The 18,366-nt window shown below is 54.1% G+C and carries 14 protein-coding genes; 7 read left to right on the top strand and 7 right to left on the bottom strand.

The annotated features are described in order from the left end of the window. Nucleotides 1–10 precede the first annotated feature (10 nt). Together BUA28_RS09210 and BUA28_RS09215 are read right to left on the bottom strand one after the other, a co-directional pair. A complete protein-coding gene (locus BUA28_RS09210) occupies nt 11–2,866 on the bottom strand; it encodes a ribonucleoside-diphosphate reductase subunit alpha (RefSeq protein WP_072767824.1) in 2,856 nt (951 codons plus the stop codon). Nucleotides 2,867–3,299: 433 nt separating this feature from the next. Then, nucleotides 3,300–4,433, bottom strand: coding sequence for a rhomboid family intramembrane serine protease (locus BUA28_RS09215; protein ID WP_072767825.1), 1,134 nt, complete (start codon nt 4,431–4,433; stop codon nt 3,300–3,302). A gap of 167 nt (nt 4,434–4,600) precedes the next feature. Here BUA28_RS09215 and BUA28_RS09220 point away from each other — a divergent pair, with 167 nt between their 5' ends. From BUA28_RS09220 to msrA, 6 genes are all read left to right on the top strand, one after another. After that, the gene (locus BUA28_RS09220; RefSeq protein WP_083569949.1) at nt 4,601–5,863 is read left to right on the top strand and encodes a TIGR03790 family protein; all 1,263 of its coding nucleotides are present in this window, start codon (nt 4,601–4,603) and stop codon (nt 5,861–5,863) included. Nucleotides 5,864–6,118: 255 nt separating this feature from the next. Next, the gene (argS, locus tag BUA28_RS09230; RefSeq protein WP_072767827.1) at nt 6,119–7,867 is read left to right on the top strand and encodes an arginine--tRNA ligase; all 1,749 of its coding nucleotides are present in this window, start codon (nt 6,119–6,121) and stop codon (nt 7,865–7,867) included. Between the two features lie 23 nt (nt 7,868–7,890). Continuing rightward, nucleotides 7,891–8,496 (top strand): SPOR domain-containing protein, encoded by a 606-nt coding sequence (locus BUA28_RS09235; RefSeq protein WP_072767828.1) that lies wholly within the window; start codon nt 7,891–7,893, stop codon nt 8,494–8,496. Nucleotides 8,497–8,576: 80 nt separating this feature from the next. Further along, nucleotides 8,577–9,224 carry a thiol:disulfide interchange protein DsbA/DsbL gene (locus tag BUA28_RS09240; RefSeq protein ID WP_072767829.1) on the top strand — a complete coding sequence of 216 codons (648 nt, stop codon included), beginning with the start codon at nt 8,577–8,579 and terminating at the stop codon, nt 9,222–9,224. 22 nt (nt 9,225–9,246) lie between these two features. Then, nucleotides 9,247–9,999, top strand: coding sequence for an SDR family oxidoreductase (locus tag BUA28_RS09245; RefSeq protein WP_072767830.1), 753 nt, complete (start codon nt 9,247–9,249; stop codon nt 9,997–9,999). Nucleotides 10,000–10,233: 234 nt separating this feature from the next. Beyond that, entirely contained in the window at nt 10,234–10,713 is a 480-nt protein-coding gene (gene msrA, locus BUA28_RS09250) for a peptide-methionine (S)-S-oxide reductase MsrA (RefSeq protein ID WP_072767831.1), read from the top strand. 269 nt (nt 10,714–10,982) lie between these two features. Here msrA and BUA28_RS09255 read toward each other — a convergent pair whose 3' ends face one another. The 3 genes from BUA28_RS09255 to BUA28_RS09265 are packed head-to-tail and all read right to left on the bottom strand — an operon-like array spanning nt 10,983 to nt 15,120. Further along, nucleotides 10,983–12,215 (bottom strand): multifunctional CCA addition/repair protein, encoded by a 1,233-nt coding sequence (locus BUA28_RS09255; RefSeq protein WP_072767832.1) that lies wholly within the window; start codon nt 12,213–12,215, stop codon nt 10,983–10,985. Between the two features lie 26 nt (nt 12,216–12,241). Next, nucleotides 12,242–13,174 (bottom strand): complex I NDUFA9 subunit family protein, encoded by a 933-nt coding sequence (locus BUA28_RS09260; protein WP_072767833.1) that lies wholly within the window; start codon nt 13,172–13,174, stop codon nt 12,242–12,244. Beyond that, a complete protein-coding gene (locus BUA28_RS09265) occupies nt 13,171–15,120 on the bottom strand; it encodes a transglycosylase SLT domain-containing protein (protein ID WP_072767834.1) in 1,950 nt (649 codons plus the stop codon). The genes BUA28_RS09260 and BUA28_RS09265 overlap by 4 nt, the downstream gene beginning before the upstream one ends. Before the next feature lie 115 nt (nt 15,121–15,235). Here BUA28_RS09265 and BUA28_RS09270 point away from each other — a divergent pair, with 115 nt between their 5' ends. Further along, a complete protein-coding gene (locus tag BUA28_RS09270) occupies nt 15,236–16,600 on the top strand; it encodes an NAD-dependent succinate-semialdehyde dehydrogenase (RefSeq protein WP_072767835.1) in 1,365 nt (454 codons plus the stop codon). A 60-nt stretch (nt 16,601–16,660) separates the two neighbouring features. Here BUA28_RS09270 and gdhA read toward each other — a convergent pair whose 3' ends face one another. Next, entirely contained in the window at nt 16,661–18,004 is a 1,344-nt protein-coding gene (gene gdhA / locus BUA28_RS09275; RefSeq protein WP_072767836.1) for an NADP-specific glutamate dehydrogenase, read from the bottom strand. A 198-nt stretch (nt 18,005–18,202) separates the two neighbouring features. Continuing rightward, nucleotides 18,203–18,337 (bottom strand): hypothetical protein, encoded by a 135-nt coding sequence (locus BUA28_RS16285; RefSeq protein ID WP_256598283.1) that lies wholly within the window; start codon nt 18,335–18,337, stop codon nt 18,203–18,205. Nucleotides 18,338–18,366: the final 29 nt, after the last annotated feature.

An 18,366-nucleotide genomic window follows, 5' to 3' on the forward strand; every position in this document is an offset into this window, starting at 1 on the left:
CTGCCAATTATTATTGGCATGACTCGCACTCGGGATCATCGATGCCACAATAACTCACGTCAGTTGCCGTCACGCTCACTGGCATGTTTCCTTCTATGGGCACCGCGTTCAGGGAGCCTGCTCTGCCCGTGGATTTTTCCGCTGAAGTCGCGCCCAGGGAGCGCAAATAATAGGTGGTTTTCAAGCCGCGCAGCCAAGCCAGTTTATAGGTCTCATCCAGTTTTTTCCCGGATACACCCGCCATATAGATATTGAGCGATTGTGCCTGGTCGATCCACTTCTGCCGTCGCGCCGCCGCCTCGATCAACCACTGTGGATCGAACTCGAAGGCGGTGGTATATAGCCTGCGAATATCGGCCGGTACCCGGTCTATCTGGCCAAGGGCACCATCGAAATACTTCAGGTCCGAAATCATGACTTCGTCCCAGAGTCCCAGTTTTTTCAGGTCGTTTACCAGGAATTCATTCGCCATGGTGAACTCGCCCGATAGATTGGACTTGACGTAAAGGTTCTTGAAGGCAGGCTCGATGCTGGCCGATACACCGATAATATTGGAAATGGTTGCGGTTGGGGCAATTGCCAGGCAGTTGGAATTGCGCATGCCATGTTCTCTTATGCGTTCGCGCAGCGCATCCCATCCAAGTGTGGCCGACCTGTCTACCTCGATGTAACCGCCGCGCTCCTCGCGCAAAAGATCCAGCGTATCCTGAGGCAGAATCCCCCGATCCCACAGGCTGCCGCGATAGGAAGCATAACGCCCGCGCTCTTCGGCCAACTCGGTGGAGGCCCAGTAGGCGTGGTAGGCAACCGCTTCCATTGTATGATCGGCAAATTCCACCGCCTCATTCGAGGCGTAGGGAATGCGCAGCATATGCAGGCAATCCTGGAAGCCCATGATGCCTAGTCCCACCGGACGATGCTTGAGGTTCGCATTCCGCGCCTTCGCGACGGCGTAGAAATTGATATCGATCACATTGTCCAGCATGCGCATGGCGGTACCGATAGTGCGCTTGAGCTTGACGGCATCGAGCTCGCCGTCGGCAATATGTGCCGACAGATTGACCGACCCCAGGTTGCATACGGCGATTTCGTGATCATTGGTATTGAGGGTTATCTCGGTACAGAGATTGGAGCTATGCACTACACCGATGTGGCTTTGCGGCGAGCGAATATTGCAGGCATCCTTGAAAGTGATCCATGGATGGCCGGTTTCAAATAACATGCTGAGCATTTTGCGCCATAACTGTTGCGCGGGAATTTTCTTGTACAGGCTGAGCTCGCCGCGCGCGACCTTCTCCTCGTAGGCGAGATAAGCCTGCTCAAACGGTTTGCCGAATTTTTCATGCAGGTCGGGCACGTCGGAGGGCGAAAAAAGCGTCCACTCACCCCCTTCCATGACGCGCTTCATGAACAGGTCGGGAACCCAGTTGGCGGTATTCATGTCATGGGTGCGGCGGCGGTCATCCCCGGTATTTTTGCGTAAATCCAGAAACTCCTCGACATCCAGGTGCCACGATTCCAGGTAGGCGCAAACCGCGCCTTTGCGCTTGCCGCCCTGGTTTACCGCCACCGCGGTATCGGAGACCACTTTGAGGAAAGGCACTACGCCTTGTGACTTGCCGTTTGTACCCTTGATGTGCGAGCCCATCGCCCGTACCGGTGTCCAATCATTACCCAGTCCCCCGGCATATTTGGCGAGCAGGGCATTTTCCTTGATTGCCTCGTAAATGCCATCGAGGTTATCCGGCACAGTGGTGAGGTAGCATGAAGACAATTGCGAACGGCGGGTCCCTGAATTAAACAGGGTTGGAGTGGAGCTCATGAAATCGAAATTCGAGAGCACGTGGTAGAACTCCAATGCGCGTCCCTCGCGGTCAATTTCGTTCAGGGCAAGTCCCATTGCCACGCGCATGAAAAATGCCTGCGGCAACTCGATACGACTGCCCCGTATATGCAGAAAATAGCGATCATACAAAGTTTGCAAACCCACGTAGCCGAATTGGAGGTCGCGGCCGGCATCCAGTGCTTTGGCCAAACGCGGCAGGTCAAACTGCGCCAGACGTTCATCCAGCAACTCGGCATCGATGCCGCGCTTGATAAAGTCAGGAAAATACTCTGCATAGCGACCGGGCATTTCCTGGTGCAAGACTTCTTCGCCCAGCACTTCGAAACGGAGGGAATGCAACAACAACCGCGCAGTGACATAGCTGTAGGCAGGGTCTTTTTCAATTAACGCGCGTGCCGACAGCACCAGCGATTTTCTTACCTCTTCCAGTGGAACGCCGTCGTACAAGTCCTTCAAGGTGGCTTTCAGTATCAGCGCCGGGTTTACCACTTCGCCCAGGCCTGAGCAGGAAGTTTCGATCAGCGTCAGCAGGCGCGCCGTATCCAGCGGAATCCTGACGCCGTTCTCCATTACATTCAGAATGCTGGCTGGCGCTTCGACCACGCCCATTTCTTTCTGTCTCGCCCGCTTCCGCGCGCGATCCTCGCGGTAGAGCACGTAAGCGCGCGCCACATCATGCTCTCCAGAACGCATCAATGCGAGTTCCACCTGATCCTGAATGTCCTCGATATGGAAAGTCCCGCCTGAAGGCTGGCGGCGTATCAATGCATTGACTACGTCATCGGTCAGTCGCGCCACCAATTCTCGTACCCTGGCCGAAGCCGCACCTTGGCCGCCATTGACGGCGATGAATGCTTTTGTCATAGCAATGGAAATCTTGGCCGGCTCGAACCCGACCACCGAACCATTGCGGCGAATGATCTTGTATTGGGAATACCGGGTGTCCTGGGCGGGAAGGGCTGAAGAAAGCTCGTGCCCCGCTACTGCCGGACGGTTCATGTGGTCTGTTGCAAGCTGCATGTCGGATTCTCCTCATCTATACGGGAAAGCGGCTCCTTCCCCATGGCTGAAGGGGGTGGCGGCGGATATCGATAAATCTGTAAACCACTACATATAGTAGCAATATTGGATACATTTTACTAGAACTAGTGCATACAGTGCAATATTTTTTGATGTATGTCAAAAGCTTTTTATGAGATTAAAGCATACCGGGCGGACTAAAACCCGAATCGCGGACAATGCGGCGCTGCCTCAGCGGGACGGCAAAACTATTGCGTGTTTCGCTTTTAGACGCTCCGTTATCACAGAGCAGCGCGATAGAATTATGGTTTGGGTAATTGCCCCCGATGATTGCAGGCGGTACTCCAGCGGCTGATAACTGAACGAGTAAAATGCTACTACATACGTATTATTGATTGATGACGCTTATTTCCTTCAGCTCGTATCTTTGTCTTTATTCCTGCCCTGCTTGCTTACGCCTGGAAAGCTCATCTTTTTCAGGTTGAGTGAGCTGCCGCGATTGTTTTTCCATTTCAAGGGCGTCGCGGATCTGCTGGGGCTTGTTGGCGCGCAATCCCTCCGCCAAAGCGCGTGATGCATCTCTGCGGCGCTCGGCATAATGGCGCAGTATTTCCACCGTGGCGGCGGAGGGCAGGGCAGGATCGGGCGGAAGCTCGGAAAGCAGCTCAAAGCTTTCTTCATAGCGGTCTGCAACAGATGTGTCGATACGTCCTGCCAGTTCCTCGAATGAGGTGCCGTCTTGCCTGGCCTTATCAAGTATGCTCTGCCAGGACTGTGTGATCGCTGCATCGTCCCGCAAGAATTCGCCGATCTCCTTACGCGCCAGCACCTCTTCGCTCCAGCGGTAAGTGCGCACGGGAACCTGGCTGACCAGGATGACAATTGCGAGTGCAAAAGCGGCTCCGGCAAGAACGCGGATGTGGCGGAATCGAGGGGAGAGGCGTTCTGTTATACCGGCAGGCTGTGCAAATATTATTCCGCCGAGTAAACCGGAAAAAAAACCGCCGATATGCGCCGCATTGTCAATGCCGGTAATTAAAAGGCCGAGCACAAGGCTGGCAAGTGCAAAACCCGCAGCCCCCCAGAAAAACCAGCGAAATTCCTTCGGATGAAGATTGTGGCGCTCGCGCCAGAGAAATATGAGGAGGGCGCCAAACAGGCCGAAAATGGCACCTGAAGCGCCGCCGGAGATGGCTAGTCCCCTATGTGCAACGAGTGACAGCAGGTTGCCCGCCAGACCGCTGGCGAAATAGATGCAGGCAAAGCGTGCGTGCCCGTACATTCGTTCAACGAGTTGTCCGGCATCCCAGAGCGCCCAGAGGTTGAGCGTCAGGTGAACTGCGCCAAAGTGGAGGAATAGCGCGGTACCCAGGCGCCACCATTCGCCGTCCTGCGTAGCCGGGCCAAAATTTGCGCCCCAGGCCAATTGCACGCTATTGGAAGAATGCCACAGTCCCGCCCCGCCCACGAGCATGGCTGCGAAGACCAGGAGGTTGACGCCGACAAGCAGTTTGGTAACGGGTATACCAGGCAACCGCTGGTAGAGAAGATCATGTAGAGGCAGCATGGGACGGTGGACGCATTTTCGCGGAGCGTTTATTATGCACGAGGATGAAGCCTGCTTATTTTATATGCTTGAGGAACAAGGATGTTTCTCAAAACTGGAATTTGCGAGCCCCGGCTTCAGGGCAGGGGTTCTTCGCACCGGGATGGGCGCCTCTACCCACATCTTCGATGAAACGCCTTGCCCGCCGGCGATTTGCAAGCTGGAAGTTTCTGACCTGCCTCCCCGTCCTGCTGATCGCCCTGGTGCTCGGGCCAATGCCTGTCCATGCTCAAGCGAGAATCGAGTTGCCGCGCACGGGGCTGGTGCCGGATGAGCTTGCTGTCATCATTAACGACAGCGATCCCCAATCCCTTAAAATCGGTGATTACTACCAGAAGGCGCGCCATATCCCGGCAGCCAACATGATTCACCTGAGTTTTCCCTCCGGCCGGAGCGCCCTCTCAAGGGATGAGTTTCAGCAATTAAAGATGGAAATCGATGAGGCTACGCCCCCTCACATTCAAGCCTACGCGGTCGCCTGGACACTTCCCTACCGGGTAGCTTGCATGTCGCTGACCTCGGCGCTGGCTTTCGGCTTCGACGAACGCTATTGCTCATCCGAGTGTGGCCCTACCAGATTCAGCCCATATTTCAACTCGTCGAGTCTTCATCCTGTTGGCGACCATAACATACGCCCTGCCATGATGCTGGCCGGGACCGATTTCGAGCAGGTCAAGGCACTGATCGATCGGGGAGTCGCCTCTGATCGCAGTTTCCCAAAGGGTCATGCCTATCTGATAATAACGCCTGACAAGGCACGCAGTGTGCGAGCGAGCTATTTCGAGCTGGCCGCAAAAGAACTGGCCGGTGTTTTTCCCATCGAAATTCTGGAAACCGAAGCAATTTCAGGTAGGCATGACGTTCTTTTTTATTTCACGGGCCTGGCGGACGTGCCGCAACTCCATACACTGGATTTTCTACCTGGTGCAATGGCAGATCATTTAACTTCAGCCGGCGGCCAGCTTACCGATTCAATGCAGATGAGCAGCCTGCGCTGGCTGGAAGCGGGCGCCACTGCCAGTTATGGGACGGTGATCGAGCCATGCAGCCATATACAGAAGTTCCCTTTTCCCGCTGTTGCCATGTTTCACTACGCGCTTGGTGAAAGCGCCATTGAATCTTACTGGAAAAGCGTGGCATGGCCGGGCGAGGGCGTGTTCGTGGGCGAACCGCTGGCCCAGCCATTCGCTCCCGAACTGAGAGAAATTCGTGCGGGGCAATTCGAACTGCACATTTTCTCGCCACGCCAACGGCGGCTCCGCATGGAGCAGTCCCGCTCAGCGGTGGGGCCGTACAAGCCTCTCGCTCAGCGGCCACTTATAAGCCGTGGCGCTAATATAATACGCTTCAATTTCGCTGAAAAAGAAGGTTATCTCAGATTGCAATGGTGATAGGGTTGAGCTTGGCTCATTGCCGGATACGCTGATACGCCGGTTTATACCGAATTGATCCGGCGCTGCCGTGATGCCTGACCGGCCAATTTTACGCTATTCTTTATTTGCACAATCGTCTGGTGGGCGCCGTCACAGCGAACCAGAGGCGGTTTTCCCCTTCCATCTATCGCTGTGCCGATCAAACTGGCAGCGTAACTCATCCCAACGTCGTTATAATAACCGCTGCCCACCTGTCGCTATCGCCATGCAGCCATGATTCCTCCCGTTCAGCCCAACTTTAAATCCCATTTTACTGAGCTCCTGCGCGTGCCCTTGAGCGAAATGGGCCCGCTGGCGCTGGACGCGCATATAGAGTTTGCGCGTCCCCGCCAGGCAAGCCACGGGGATTACTCCTGTAACCTCGCGATGCAATTGGCTAAACCTCTGCGTCAAAGTCCGCGTGAGATCGCCGCGCTGCTCGTCAATGTGCTTTCCGCTTCACCTTATCTGGAAAAGATAGAGGTCGCGGGTGCCGGCTTTATTAATTTGTTTCTCACGACTTCCGCCAAGCAGCAGTTTCCCCGTTACGTACTGGAGAGCGGCGAGCAGTTCGGCCATATTAATCTGGGCGCAGGTAAAAAGGTACAAGTGGAATTCGTTTCGGCCAATCCGACCGGACCCTTGCACGTCGGACATGGGCGAGGTGCGGCATTCGGCGCAAGCCTCGCCAATGTGCTGGCGGCTGCAGGTTATTCCGTCGCGCGTGAGTATTACGTTAATGACGCCGGACGTCAGATGGATATTCTTGCGCTTTCCACCTGGCTGCGTTACCTGGAACTGAACGGAGTCACTTCGCGCTTCCCCGGCAACGCGTACCAGGGCCAATACGTACGTGATATGGCCCGCCTGATTTACAAGGCGCATGCAGGACGGTACGTGCATCGGCCTGACTTGCTGTTTGAAGGTATCTCTGAGGAAACGGATACCGGTACCGAAGCGGACCTCGACGGGCTGATTGCCAAAGCCAAGAAACTGCTGGGGCAAGATTACGCATACATTCACAATTTCGTCCTGACGGAGCAATTGGGCGACTGCCGCAATGACTTGATGGAATTCGGTGTTGCTTTTGATACATGGTTTTCCGAGCAATCGTTGTTCGATAACGGTGATGTAGCACATGCAGTCCAATTGCTCGAACAGGGGTGCTATCTATATCAACAGGATGGCGCGCAGTGGTTCCGATCGACCGATTTCGGCGATGAAAAAGACAGGGTGGTTCAGCGGGAAAATGGGCAGTTTACTTATTTCGCCTCAGATATCGCTTATCATCTCAATAAGTTCGAACGTGGTTTTGAACGCGTCATCGATGTCTGGGGGGCCGACCATCATGGATATATTCCACGAGTAAAAGGCGCGATGAAAGCGCTGGCTATTGATCCCGGAAAACTTGAAATTGCGCTGGTGCAGTTCGCGGTGCTCTACCGCGACGGAAAAAAAGCGCCCATGTCCACCCGTTCGGGAGAATTTGTCACGTTGCGTGAATTACGTCAGGAAGTGGGAAACGACGCGGCACGCTTTTTTTACGTATTGCGTAAAAGCGACCAGCATCTGGATTTTGACCTGGACCTGGCTAAATCACAAAGCAACGATAACCCCGTTTATTACGTGCAATATGCCCATGCAAGGGTTTGCAGCGTGCTGGAACAATGGGGTGAAGACCCGGCGATGCTTCATACAGCGGATATGTCCCCGCTGACAGACCCCGCAGAATTATCTCTTTTGCAGAAGCTGATCGACTATCCTGAAATGGTGGAGGCAGCAGCGAAGGAACTTTCTCCTCATCTGATCGCCTTCTACCTCAGAGAACTGGCGAGTGAGTTTCACAGTTACTATAATGCTACCCGTTTTCTCGTTCCGGAAATTTCGCTGCGACTGGCCCGGCTAGGGCTAATTGCCGCGATCCGGCAAATATTGAGCAATGGTTTGAAACTGCTGGGCGTAAGCGCGCCGGGTAAAATGTAGCCATCATATTGAATAAGCTTCCCATGAGCCGAGATTATAAAACCCACACCAACTCTTCAATTTTCGCCAAAAGCAAAAGCACGCTTCTCCTAGGGGTACTTATCGGCTATGCGCTGGGCCTTCTCAGTGCCATCGGCACATGGATGTACATCAATCAGGCGCCCAGCCCATTTATATCCCAGGACAAGGTTGCGGAGAGCGCCGCGGCGAAAAGTGCCGCAACTCAAACTGAAAGACCGGCACAATCCTCAGGCATGGAAGCCAAGCCGGCCAACGTCCCCGATGCCAAACCACGCTTTGAATTCTACAAAATCCTGCCCGATGCCGAGGAGTCCGTGCCGGAGCACCAGATCAAGCAGGCTGCGCAGCGGACTTCTTCCCAGGATAAATACTTTCTTCAAGCAGGGTCTTTCCAGAATGCCGATGACGCGGACAACTTGAAAGCGAAACTGGCCATGCTCGGAGTGGAAGCATCTGTTCAAGCCGCCAATTTGCCGGAAAAAGGTACCTGGCACAGGGTACGTGTAGGACCTTTTTCCAGCGTTGCTGATAGCAACCGGGTTCGGGCGTCCCTGCAACAAAGCGGTGTGCAGAGCAGTCTCGTTAAAATACATGAAGGAGTGCAGTAAAGAAGGAATGTTTTAGTCTCGCTGTCGGGCGCGAATAAACGGCGCGTAATAAATATGCAGTCTATTTCCAGGAGAAAAAAATGAATTCATTGCGTTTGCTTGCGGCGGTCCTCTTTCTGGTCGGCATAAGCCTCACTGGTATTTCAGCCGCTCGCGCCGAAATTGTTGAAGGGACGGATTACACGCTTCTGCCCCAACCTCGGCCAACTGACAGTGACGGCAAGATTGAAGTCATAGAATTCTTCTGGTACGGTTGTCCGCATTGCTATGAACTTCATCCGCGAATCAAGGCATGGCTGAAGCGAAAGCCTAAAGATGTGAGCTTTCGTTACGTTCCCGCCATCTTTCGCGCAAACTGGATTCCCGGGGCTAAAACCTTCTATGCGCTGGACGCGCTAGGCGAGACAGACCGGCTGCATGACAAGGTCTACGAGGCCATTCATCGCGACAAAATCGATTTGACCAAGGACGAGGTATTATTCGACTGGATGGCGAAGCAGGGAATAGACCGGAAGAAATTTATCGATGCCTACAACTCCTTCTCGGTGCAAAACCAGGCGTCGCGGTCAACGCACATGTCCAAGGATTACAGCCTCACAGGCGTGCCGGCGATAGTGGTGGATGGTCGCTACCTCACCAGCGGAAAAATGGGTGGCACGCCCGACGACACCATCAGAACGATGGATGAGTTGATTGAAAAAGTGCGCAAGGAGCGGGTAAAGAAATAGTGCGATATCGAGACGCTGTTCGATGCCGTTGAAAGTTGTCATAAGTGGGGCATCCAGTGGCTTGGGTAGAGCATTGGCGCGACACTATGCCCGTCTGGGGGCAACGCTGGGTCTAATCGCACGGCGCGCGGATTTATTGGAAACTCTTGCGGCAGAATTACCGGGTGCATCGACCTATGTGGCCGATGTCCGCGATGCCGGCGCAATGCAAGCCGCCGCGCGCGATTTCATGCGCCGCCATGGCTGCCCGGATATCGTCATTGCCAATGCGGGCATCAGTAGCGGTACGCTTACCGAATATGCCGAGGATAGCGAAGTTTTTGAGAGTATCCTCGCAACCAATGTGATCGGCATGGTGAACCTCTTCCAGCCGTTTATTTCCGTAATGAGGACAGCCGGACAAGGCAGCCTGGTCGGCATTGCCAGCGTTGCAGGCTATCGGGGTCTTCCAGGAAGCGGCGCTTACTCAGCCTCCAAAGCTGCCGCCATCAGCTATCTCGAAAGCCTGCGAGTCGAGATGCACCGCAATGGTGTATCGGTCATAACCGTTTGTCCCGGCTATGTTGCGACACCGATGACGGCGAATAACCCCTTCCGCATGCCCTTCCTTCTTACAGCGGAAGAGGTTGCGGAAAAAATCGTGCGTATTATCGAGAACAAGGTACTGTTCACCGTGATTCCCTGGCAGATGGCGATTGTCGCCCGGGTTTTAAAGTTCCTCCCCAATTTTCTTTATGACCGCCTATTCGCCAACGCACCGCGGAAGCCGAGATAACCATGCCGGATTTTTCAGTTGATTTTTGCATGTTATCCATGACGGGCGGCGCCAGAGCAGGCCGGCACTGGCACTAAATCTTGCTCCACTATGTTTGATGGCTTTGCAGCCAGCGTGGTATTCTGAATTTTTTGATAGAGAACGAAAGCTATTCTCCGGTTATGCTGGCGATCCGTTCGAACATCAGCATGGGCATATGAGTCGGTTACGTGGTTACGTGGAGGAGGTGCCGGAATGACAACAGAAAAAGCAATTTTTGGAGCAGGTTGTTTCTGGGGCGTGGAATCTGCTTTTCGGGCGGTCAAGGGCGTGAATGAGGTGATAAGCGGATATGCGGGCGGGCATATCAAAAATCCTGCTTATCGCGATGTATGCTCGGGTGAGACCGGTCATGCCGAAGTGGTGCAGGTGGAATACGATCCATCTCAGGTTGGTTACGATGAGTTGCTCGATGTGTTCTGGAATTGCCACAATCCCACCACACCCAATCGGCAGGGACCGGACGTAGGTACGCAATACCGTTCGGCGATTTTCTTTTACACGCCTGAGCAGGAGATTGCGGCAAAAGCGTCCATGGAAAAATTACAGCAAAGTGGGCGCTGGCGCGAGCCTATTGTCACGGAAATTTTGCCGGCCTCCGAGTTTTATCCCGCGGAGGAATACCATCAACGCTATTTCGAAAAGCGCGGCGTCCGGGGCCATTGCCACAGTTGAAGGACCGATATCTTGCACCGCAAGCGATGGTGAGATTGCATATTCGGTTCCACAGATTTGTAGGATGGGTGGAGCAAGCGCAATCCATCAAAACCGGGCAACGTACGCATCGATTTACGAACGATACCGCCGCATCTTGTCAGGTTCGCTAAGTGATTTTCAAGGTGACGCAGGTAGATGTCAGCCCAAATGATGGGTTGCGTTTTGCTCCACCCATCCTACTGCCTACCGCAAATCGTATAGAACATATCAGCCGGTTGTCGCGGCGATTAAGCCAGCCGGGTTTTGATCTCGGCAATGCGGGCTTCGCTCACCCTGCTATTGATCGCGCCCGGCAGGCGAGTGGGATCGGAGATGGTTTTGGTCAACTCAGTGGCAATTGCGCCCGCATCCACGCTTCTGGCCGCATCGAACGCGTCGCGTAACCGCTCAGCCTGGGGGTAAGGCTTTTCCACATAGCCGGGCCGACCGTGAAAATCGCAGGAGCAAGCCTGCAAAAATTCTTCGAAGCGTTCCGGTTTGCGATAGGCATCCACAACTTGCAACATATTGGCGATAGTGACGGGCCGCAGCTCTGCGGCACGATGCACGTCGCCATGGTAGCGTGCGACCAGTAAAGCGAGGTCGCGCGCTTCGTTAGGTACCCTGATGCGCTCGCATAAGTTTTTCACCAGCTTGACGCTTCGTGCTTCGTGACCAATATGGCGCGGCCATTCCTCCGGTGGAGTCGTGCCTTTGCCAAGATCGTGCGTCAGCGAGGCGAACCGTACTGGCAGGGAATAATTCCTGGAAGCGGCATGGTCAATAACGATCATCACATGCACGCCGGTATCAATTTCAGGATGATGTTGCGCCGGTTGGGGTACCCCGAACAAGGCGTCCACTTCAGGCATGATACGGACGAGCGCGCTACACTCGCGGAGCGCATAGAACATGCGCGAAGGTCGTTGTTCCATTAAACCGCGCGCAAATTCCTGCCAGACGCGTTCCGGTACCAGCGCATCCACTTCACCGTTGTGCACCATCTCGCTCATCAGCGCGAGGGTCTCGGGTGCGATTCGGAAACCGAAGCGGGCGGCAAAACGAGCGGTTCGCAGCACACGAACCGGGTCTTCAGCGAATGCCGGGCTTATGTGACGCAGTAGCCCGGCTTCGAGGTCAGACAGGCCGCCAAACGGGTCGATGATAGTGCCATCCTGATCCTTGGCAAGGGAATTGATGGTGAGATCGCGTCGCGCCAGGTCCTCCTGCAAGGTGACTTCAGGCGAGGCATAAACTTCGAAGCCCTTGTACCCGCGCGACACCTTACGCTCGGTACGTGCCAGCGCATATTGCTCCTGACTCTGGGGATGAAGGAAAACAGGAAAATCTTTTCCTACCGGACGATAGCCAAGCCGTATCATCTCGTCCGGCGATGATCCTACAACCACATGATCATGGTCGGTTACCGGCAAGCCCAGAATTTCATCGCGAACGGAACCGCCTACCAGATAAGTCTTCATTATGAGTATATCCTGGAAGGACTGGACTATCGTCCAGCGCGAAAATCATCGTATCGCTCCCGCGGCACATCGCCCGCCAGATATATTGGGGCCACTTCTTCCAAGGCAGTGGGCGAAATACCCCAGGCTTCCGCAAAATTGCCAGGGTCGTCACAATTGCAGACGCTGTCCACTTTCATTGAATAATAATTGTCACGGGTCACGAGTTTTCCGGGTAGAAACTCCATTATCATCGCCTGCAGATAAGAAAGGCTGTCATTGAGGCCGATAATGGCCGGGTCTTGTCCGGTGATGTGCGCGGCATATTCCACCAATTGCCGCAGGCTGTAGCATTGCGGGCCACACAGATCATAGCGCTGACCAAAGGTGTGGGTTGCTGTCAGGCTGGCAGCAAATGCGTGCGCGACATCTTTGACGAATACCGGCTGAAATTTTGCATTGGGTGATCCCAGGGGCAACACCGGGAGCCACGCCAGCCTGGCAAACAGGCTAAGCGACGAATCTCCGGGGCCGAAAATTACGGACGGCCTGAAGCTGGTTGCGGTCAAGCCGGACGTCATCACGATTTTTTCACCTTCGGCCTTGGAGCGCAAATACGCGCTGGGTTGGCCAGGATCGGCATTCAGTGCGCTCATGTGCAGTAAACGCGCTATACCATTGCGCTTGCATGCAGCCACAATTTTACGCGGGAGTTCCACGTGCACAGTGTTGAAGTCCCCATGCAGAATACCCACCAGGTTGATGACCGCATCCATGCCGATCAGGAGTCGGTCAAGTTCCGCATCATCGTAAATATTCGCTTCCACCAGGCGTACAGTGGGTAAAACCAGCAGACCCCTGGCGCGCTTGTAGCTGCGGGTAGGAATCCGCATGTAGATTTCCTGCGTGGTCAGGAGATTTGCAAGATGCCGGCCAACAAATCCGCTGCCGCCAAAAATACAGACGTTTTTGATGTTCATTGTTTACTCTTCGCTTCTGAAAATCGCTCGCTCTCCTCTCGGGACATCACAACCCCAAGCCGATGCTTGAGCGCCGTCGTCGGATGTCCGAAGGTGTTGGCGTAATACATCGCGTTGCTCATGACTTTTTTTACATAGTCGCGGGTTTCATTGAAAGGGATGGTTTCGGCGTAAATTGCGCCTTCCATCGCCTTGTCGCCGCGCCATTGCTGCGCCCGCCCAGGGCCGGCATTATAGGCGGCAGAAGCCAGCAGTGGCTGGTTGTCCGAAAGTGTCAACACATGCTTGAGATAATACGTACCCAGAGTCAGATTGGTGTTTATCTCGGATACGCGCGTGGGGGAAAATTTCCGGACGCCCATTTTTTTTGATACCCATTTCGCGGTAGCCGGCATCAACTGCATCAAGCCCGTCGCACCGACACTGGATCTGGCATCGCTGATGAACCGGCTTTCCTGACGGATGAGTCCGTATACCCAGGCCTCGTCGAGTTCCTGTTGCTTCACGAGGTTACGCAGCGCATCGCGGTGAGGAGCGAGAAAACGCAAGGTGAAATCATGCTGCCGTACCGTTTTATCCGCCGTATTGATGGCACGGTCATAGATTCCATGACGCCGCGCAACTTCAGCGGTGGCAAGCAAGCGTCCATCGTCGAAATCGCGTATCGCCCAAGCCCATTCGCGTGTGGCTTCCGTTCGCAGATTCAGGCGATACAAGGCAAGGGCCCGTTTTATTCCCGGCAGCCGCTCGATGGCGGCAATCTCCTTCGACGTGGGTTTATAGGGTTCGGTCGCAACGCCGATCGTTACGCCCAGTTCCTCTTCCGCCAGTTGGCCATAAAAGTTGTGCTCGGTGCTCAGGGGAGCGAAAATAACATTCGCTTCCGTTGTTTTACCTCTGGCTTTCAGCGCCCGCGCTTTCCAATAACGCCATACGCCTGTCTCCTGTTCCGAAGCAGACATGGCTTCAATCGCATCCAGCACCCGATCCCAATCACCGGCACGCAGGGCGGCACGCGTTTTCCACCCGAGTTGTGCATCCGATAACACCACTGGGGTGTCGGCACTGGCGGCTTCCGCAAACCAGTCAAGGGCGCGCGGATTCAGCTTTCGCGCCGCCTGATCCGCCAATTGCACCATGAAATACGTGTGATCCGCATCGCTGAATCGCGCGCGCATTCTCGGCCAATAGGCATAAGCTTGTTCGGGGTTGTTACGGAGCAAACGCAGTATTGCAAAAAGAGCGATTTCACGCTCGGCACGAGTATCGATCTCATGCCGATGTTTTTCCAGAAAGCGCAATGGATTTCCAGCGGCAGAGTCAAGCTGGCGCGCATTGAGCGCCTCATTTTCCGGCAGATATTCATTGATGCGTTTCGCTACTCCTACATTGCCCGCTTCGAGCGCGAGACGCAGGCGCGTCCATACATCTTCCACCGTCAGTTCCCCGGCAAGATCCAGCGCATCGAACAACGCCGTGCAGCTTTCCGGCATGTCCCGTGCGTTAAACCATAATGGGCGCGCCTCGGTAAATGCACTGGCATCGTTTGTGGCGATACGGTGTTGAAGTGAATAACAGGTAAGCTCAATATCCTTGTTGATGAGATCCGGATATCCCTCTGCAAATAATGCCCATTGCTGTGCCTTGCCGAGACTTTTTAGCCATTCACCCTGTAGTTTGTCGCTCAGCGGGCTATCCTTATAACGATCGAGAAAACCTTTGACCGTCTGTGTGCTCACGGCGATATTCTCAAGCTGAGGGTATAGCTGATAGTAGATTGCGTAAGGCTCCAGTACATGCCCTCTCAGGCGTTGCGCATATGCCGCCACCCGGCTGGCGTCACCGCTTTGAAACGCTTGCCTCATGGTCATGAAATCGTCATCCTGGCTCGCGGCCACGGTTCCGGCAGACATAGCAAAAAATAACATTGCAAAAAAGATTTTCATAACCTGCTATAAAATAATTGATTGAGCTGAAAAATTGGGTGAAATACCGGCTTACGCCATACGCATTTGTCTCCCGTTCGGATAGGGCGTTTCTCTTCCTGAAGAATAGCACATCATGCCATATATCAGCCTGAACCCCACCACCAATGAAACGCTAAAAACCTATCCCAGTTGGGATAGTCATCATCTTGCGGCAGCTTTGGAAAAAACCTGGAATGCGCAGCGAACCTGGGCGCAAATGACGCTCCCCGACCGGGCCGAGCGCATGCACAGCGTTGTCAAGCTGTTGCACGAACGAATCGACGAATATGCCGCGCTAATGGCCATTGAAATGGGGAAGCCAGTGCGCGAGGGCCATGCAGAGATAAAAAAATGCGCTCTTGTCTGTGATTACTACGCAGTGCACGCCGAGCATTTCGTGCAGCCGGAAATGGTTCAGACTGATGCGGGCAAGAGCTATGTTTCCTACGAACCGGCAGGCGTCGTGCTGGGTGTGATGCCATGGAATTTTCCATTTTTCCAGGTGATTCGTTTTGCCGCCCCAGCGTTGATGGCAGGCAACGCCTGTGTTTTGAAGCATGCTTCAAACGTCCCTCAATGCGCGTTGGCGCTAGAGCAATTGTTCCGCGATGCGGGATTTCCCCCACATCTATTTGCGACACTCATGATCGAGTCTGCCGACGTAGCCAAGGTTATTGCTAGCCAGCACGTCAACGCGGTAACACTTACGGGTTCGGAGTCCGCTGGGCGCGAAGTGGCTTCTCATGCCGGTCGGCACTTGAAAAAATGCGTCATGGAGCTGGGCGGATCGGATGCATTCATCGTGCTGAAAGATGCCGATCTCGAACTTGCCGCCACTTTCGCTGTGAAATCAAGGTTTCAGAACTGTGGACAATCATGCATAGCTGCAAAGCGCATCATTCCGGTAGCAGACATTGCCGATGAGTTTGTATCGCTGTTTATAAAAAAAACAAAAGACTTGAAAATAGGTGATCCCATGAATGAAACAACCCAGATCGGGCCGATGGCACGGTTTGATCTGCGGAAAGATTTACATCGGCAGGTCGTCGATTCTATCGGACAAGGCGCGCAAGCGATTATGGGATGCGAACCAATGCGAGGAGAGGGCGCGTACTACCCGCCATCGATATTGGATCGGGTAACGGCAAAAACCCGGGCATATCATGAAGAGCTATTCGGCCCCGTGGCCGCCGTGATACGTGCAGAAAATGAAGAAGAGGCCATTCGCATTGCCAACGATACCCGCTTCGGTCTGGGTTCAAGCATCTGGAGCCGTGACACGGAAAACGCCGAACGGCTTGTACGGCAAATCCAGGCGGGCTGCAGCTTCATTAACGGCATGGTCAGATCCGACCCGCGCCTGCCCTTTGGGGGCACAAAGGCTTCCGGGTTTGGCAGGGAACTGTCGTATCACGGCATACGCGAATTCGTTAACATAAAGACAGTGTGGGTCAGATAAAGCCAGATGAGGCGGAAGAGGTTGACAAGAGGTTGATAAGGGTTGACATCACCGCAGTGATCAGATCACGCCCTGACCAATCATTGCATCCGCTACTTTTACAAAGCCCGCAACGTTGGCGCCGTTGACATAACTGATGGTGCCGTCATTGCGCCGGCCATATTGGAGGCAGGACCGATGAATAGCCTGCATGATTTCGAGCAACCTGGCATCCACCTCGTTCCGAGGCCATGAGAGACGCATGGCGTTCTGGCTCATTTCGAGACCGGAGGTAGCCACGCCCGCCGCATTACTCGCTTTACCCGGTGCGTAAAGAACACCGCTGCGTTCGAAGCGTTTTACCGCCTCCGCCGTGGAAGGCATATTGGCGCCCTCAGCGACACAGATCACGCCGTTGTTGATCAGGTTCGCCGCATCCTCATCACTTAGCTCGTTCTGGGTCGCGCATGGCAAGGCGACATCGACCGGAATATGCCAAGGACGCATGTTGGGAATAAAATTGGCTTTCGCGCATTCCGCATAATTGCTGATTCGCGCATAGCGAAGGTTCTTGCATTCCATCAGCTCAGCCAGTTTTTCAGGGGTGAAGCCCTCTTCATCCACCACAGTCCCGCTGGAGTCGGACATGGTTATTACTTTGGCCCCGAGCGCCATCGCTTTTTCCACGGCATATTGCGCAACGTTCCCCGAGCCCGAGACGGAAACCCGCATCCCGTCGAGCGCGCGGCCGGATTGCTTGAGCATTTCCTCGGCGAAATACACCGTGCCGTAACCGGTGGCTTCCGGACGAATCAGCGATCCGCCAAAACTCAGCCCCTTGCCCGTAAAAACGCAGTCGGCACGGTTGGAGAGCTTTTTCATCATGCCCGCCATGAAGCCAACTTCTCGCCCGCCAACACCGATATCCCCGGCCGGCACATCGATATCCGAACCAATATGGCGAAACAACTCGCTCATATAAGCCTGACAGAAACGCATTATCTCTCCCTGGCTCCGGCCCTTGGGATTGAAGTCCGCGCCCCCTTTGCCGCCACCCATGGGCAGCGTGGTGAGCGCATTTTTGAGAGTTTGCTCGAACGCCAGAAATTTAAGGATGGAAAGATTCACCGAGGGGTGAAAACGAGTGCCGCCCTTGTAAGGTCCAATGGAGGAACTGTGCTGGATCCGGTAGCCACGGTTGACATTCACTTCGCCCTTGTCATCTACCCAGGAGACCCGGAAAATGATTACCCGCTCCGCTTCTATCAGACGATCCAGAATGCCGTGCTCGCCATAGCGGGGGTTTTCGGTGATAAAAGGCCAGAGGCTCTCCATGACTTCTGCAACCGCTTGCAGATATTCGGGTTGGCCCGGGTTCCGCTCGGCTATGTAAGCGCAGAACTCCTGAAAACTTTGGTATCTCATTTTGCTCCCCAGCGTAACAAAACCATACTCATAAAGTGAGTATTCTGCCAAATAACTTGTGGACTCGCATTATATTTATATTTGGGAATAGTTGCGGAAACTGTTACGGAATTTTTTGATCTTCCGCCATCAATCTTTGCCGTATGGCGCGGATGCGACTATCCCGGCAAACGCCTGTCACCTTTTGAGCAAAGCGTTTTATTCGTTTTTTCCGTCATTTTCGTCGTCTTCGTCATCTTTCTTGCGCGGCTTGGCTGTCCACCAGACGACAAGAATAAATAACGATAGAGCGACACCCGCTTCCAGCAGTAATATCCACATAGGATCAAGCATGATGTATATTTATCATACGCAACTCTAAC

This window comes from Nitrosospira sp. Nsp11 (genome assembly GCF_900142705.1).
In the GTDB taxonomy this organism is placed as follows: Bacteria; Pseudomonadota; Gammaproteobacteria; order Burkholderiales; family Nitrosomonadaceae; genus Nitrosospira.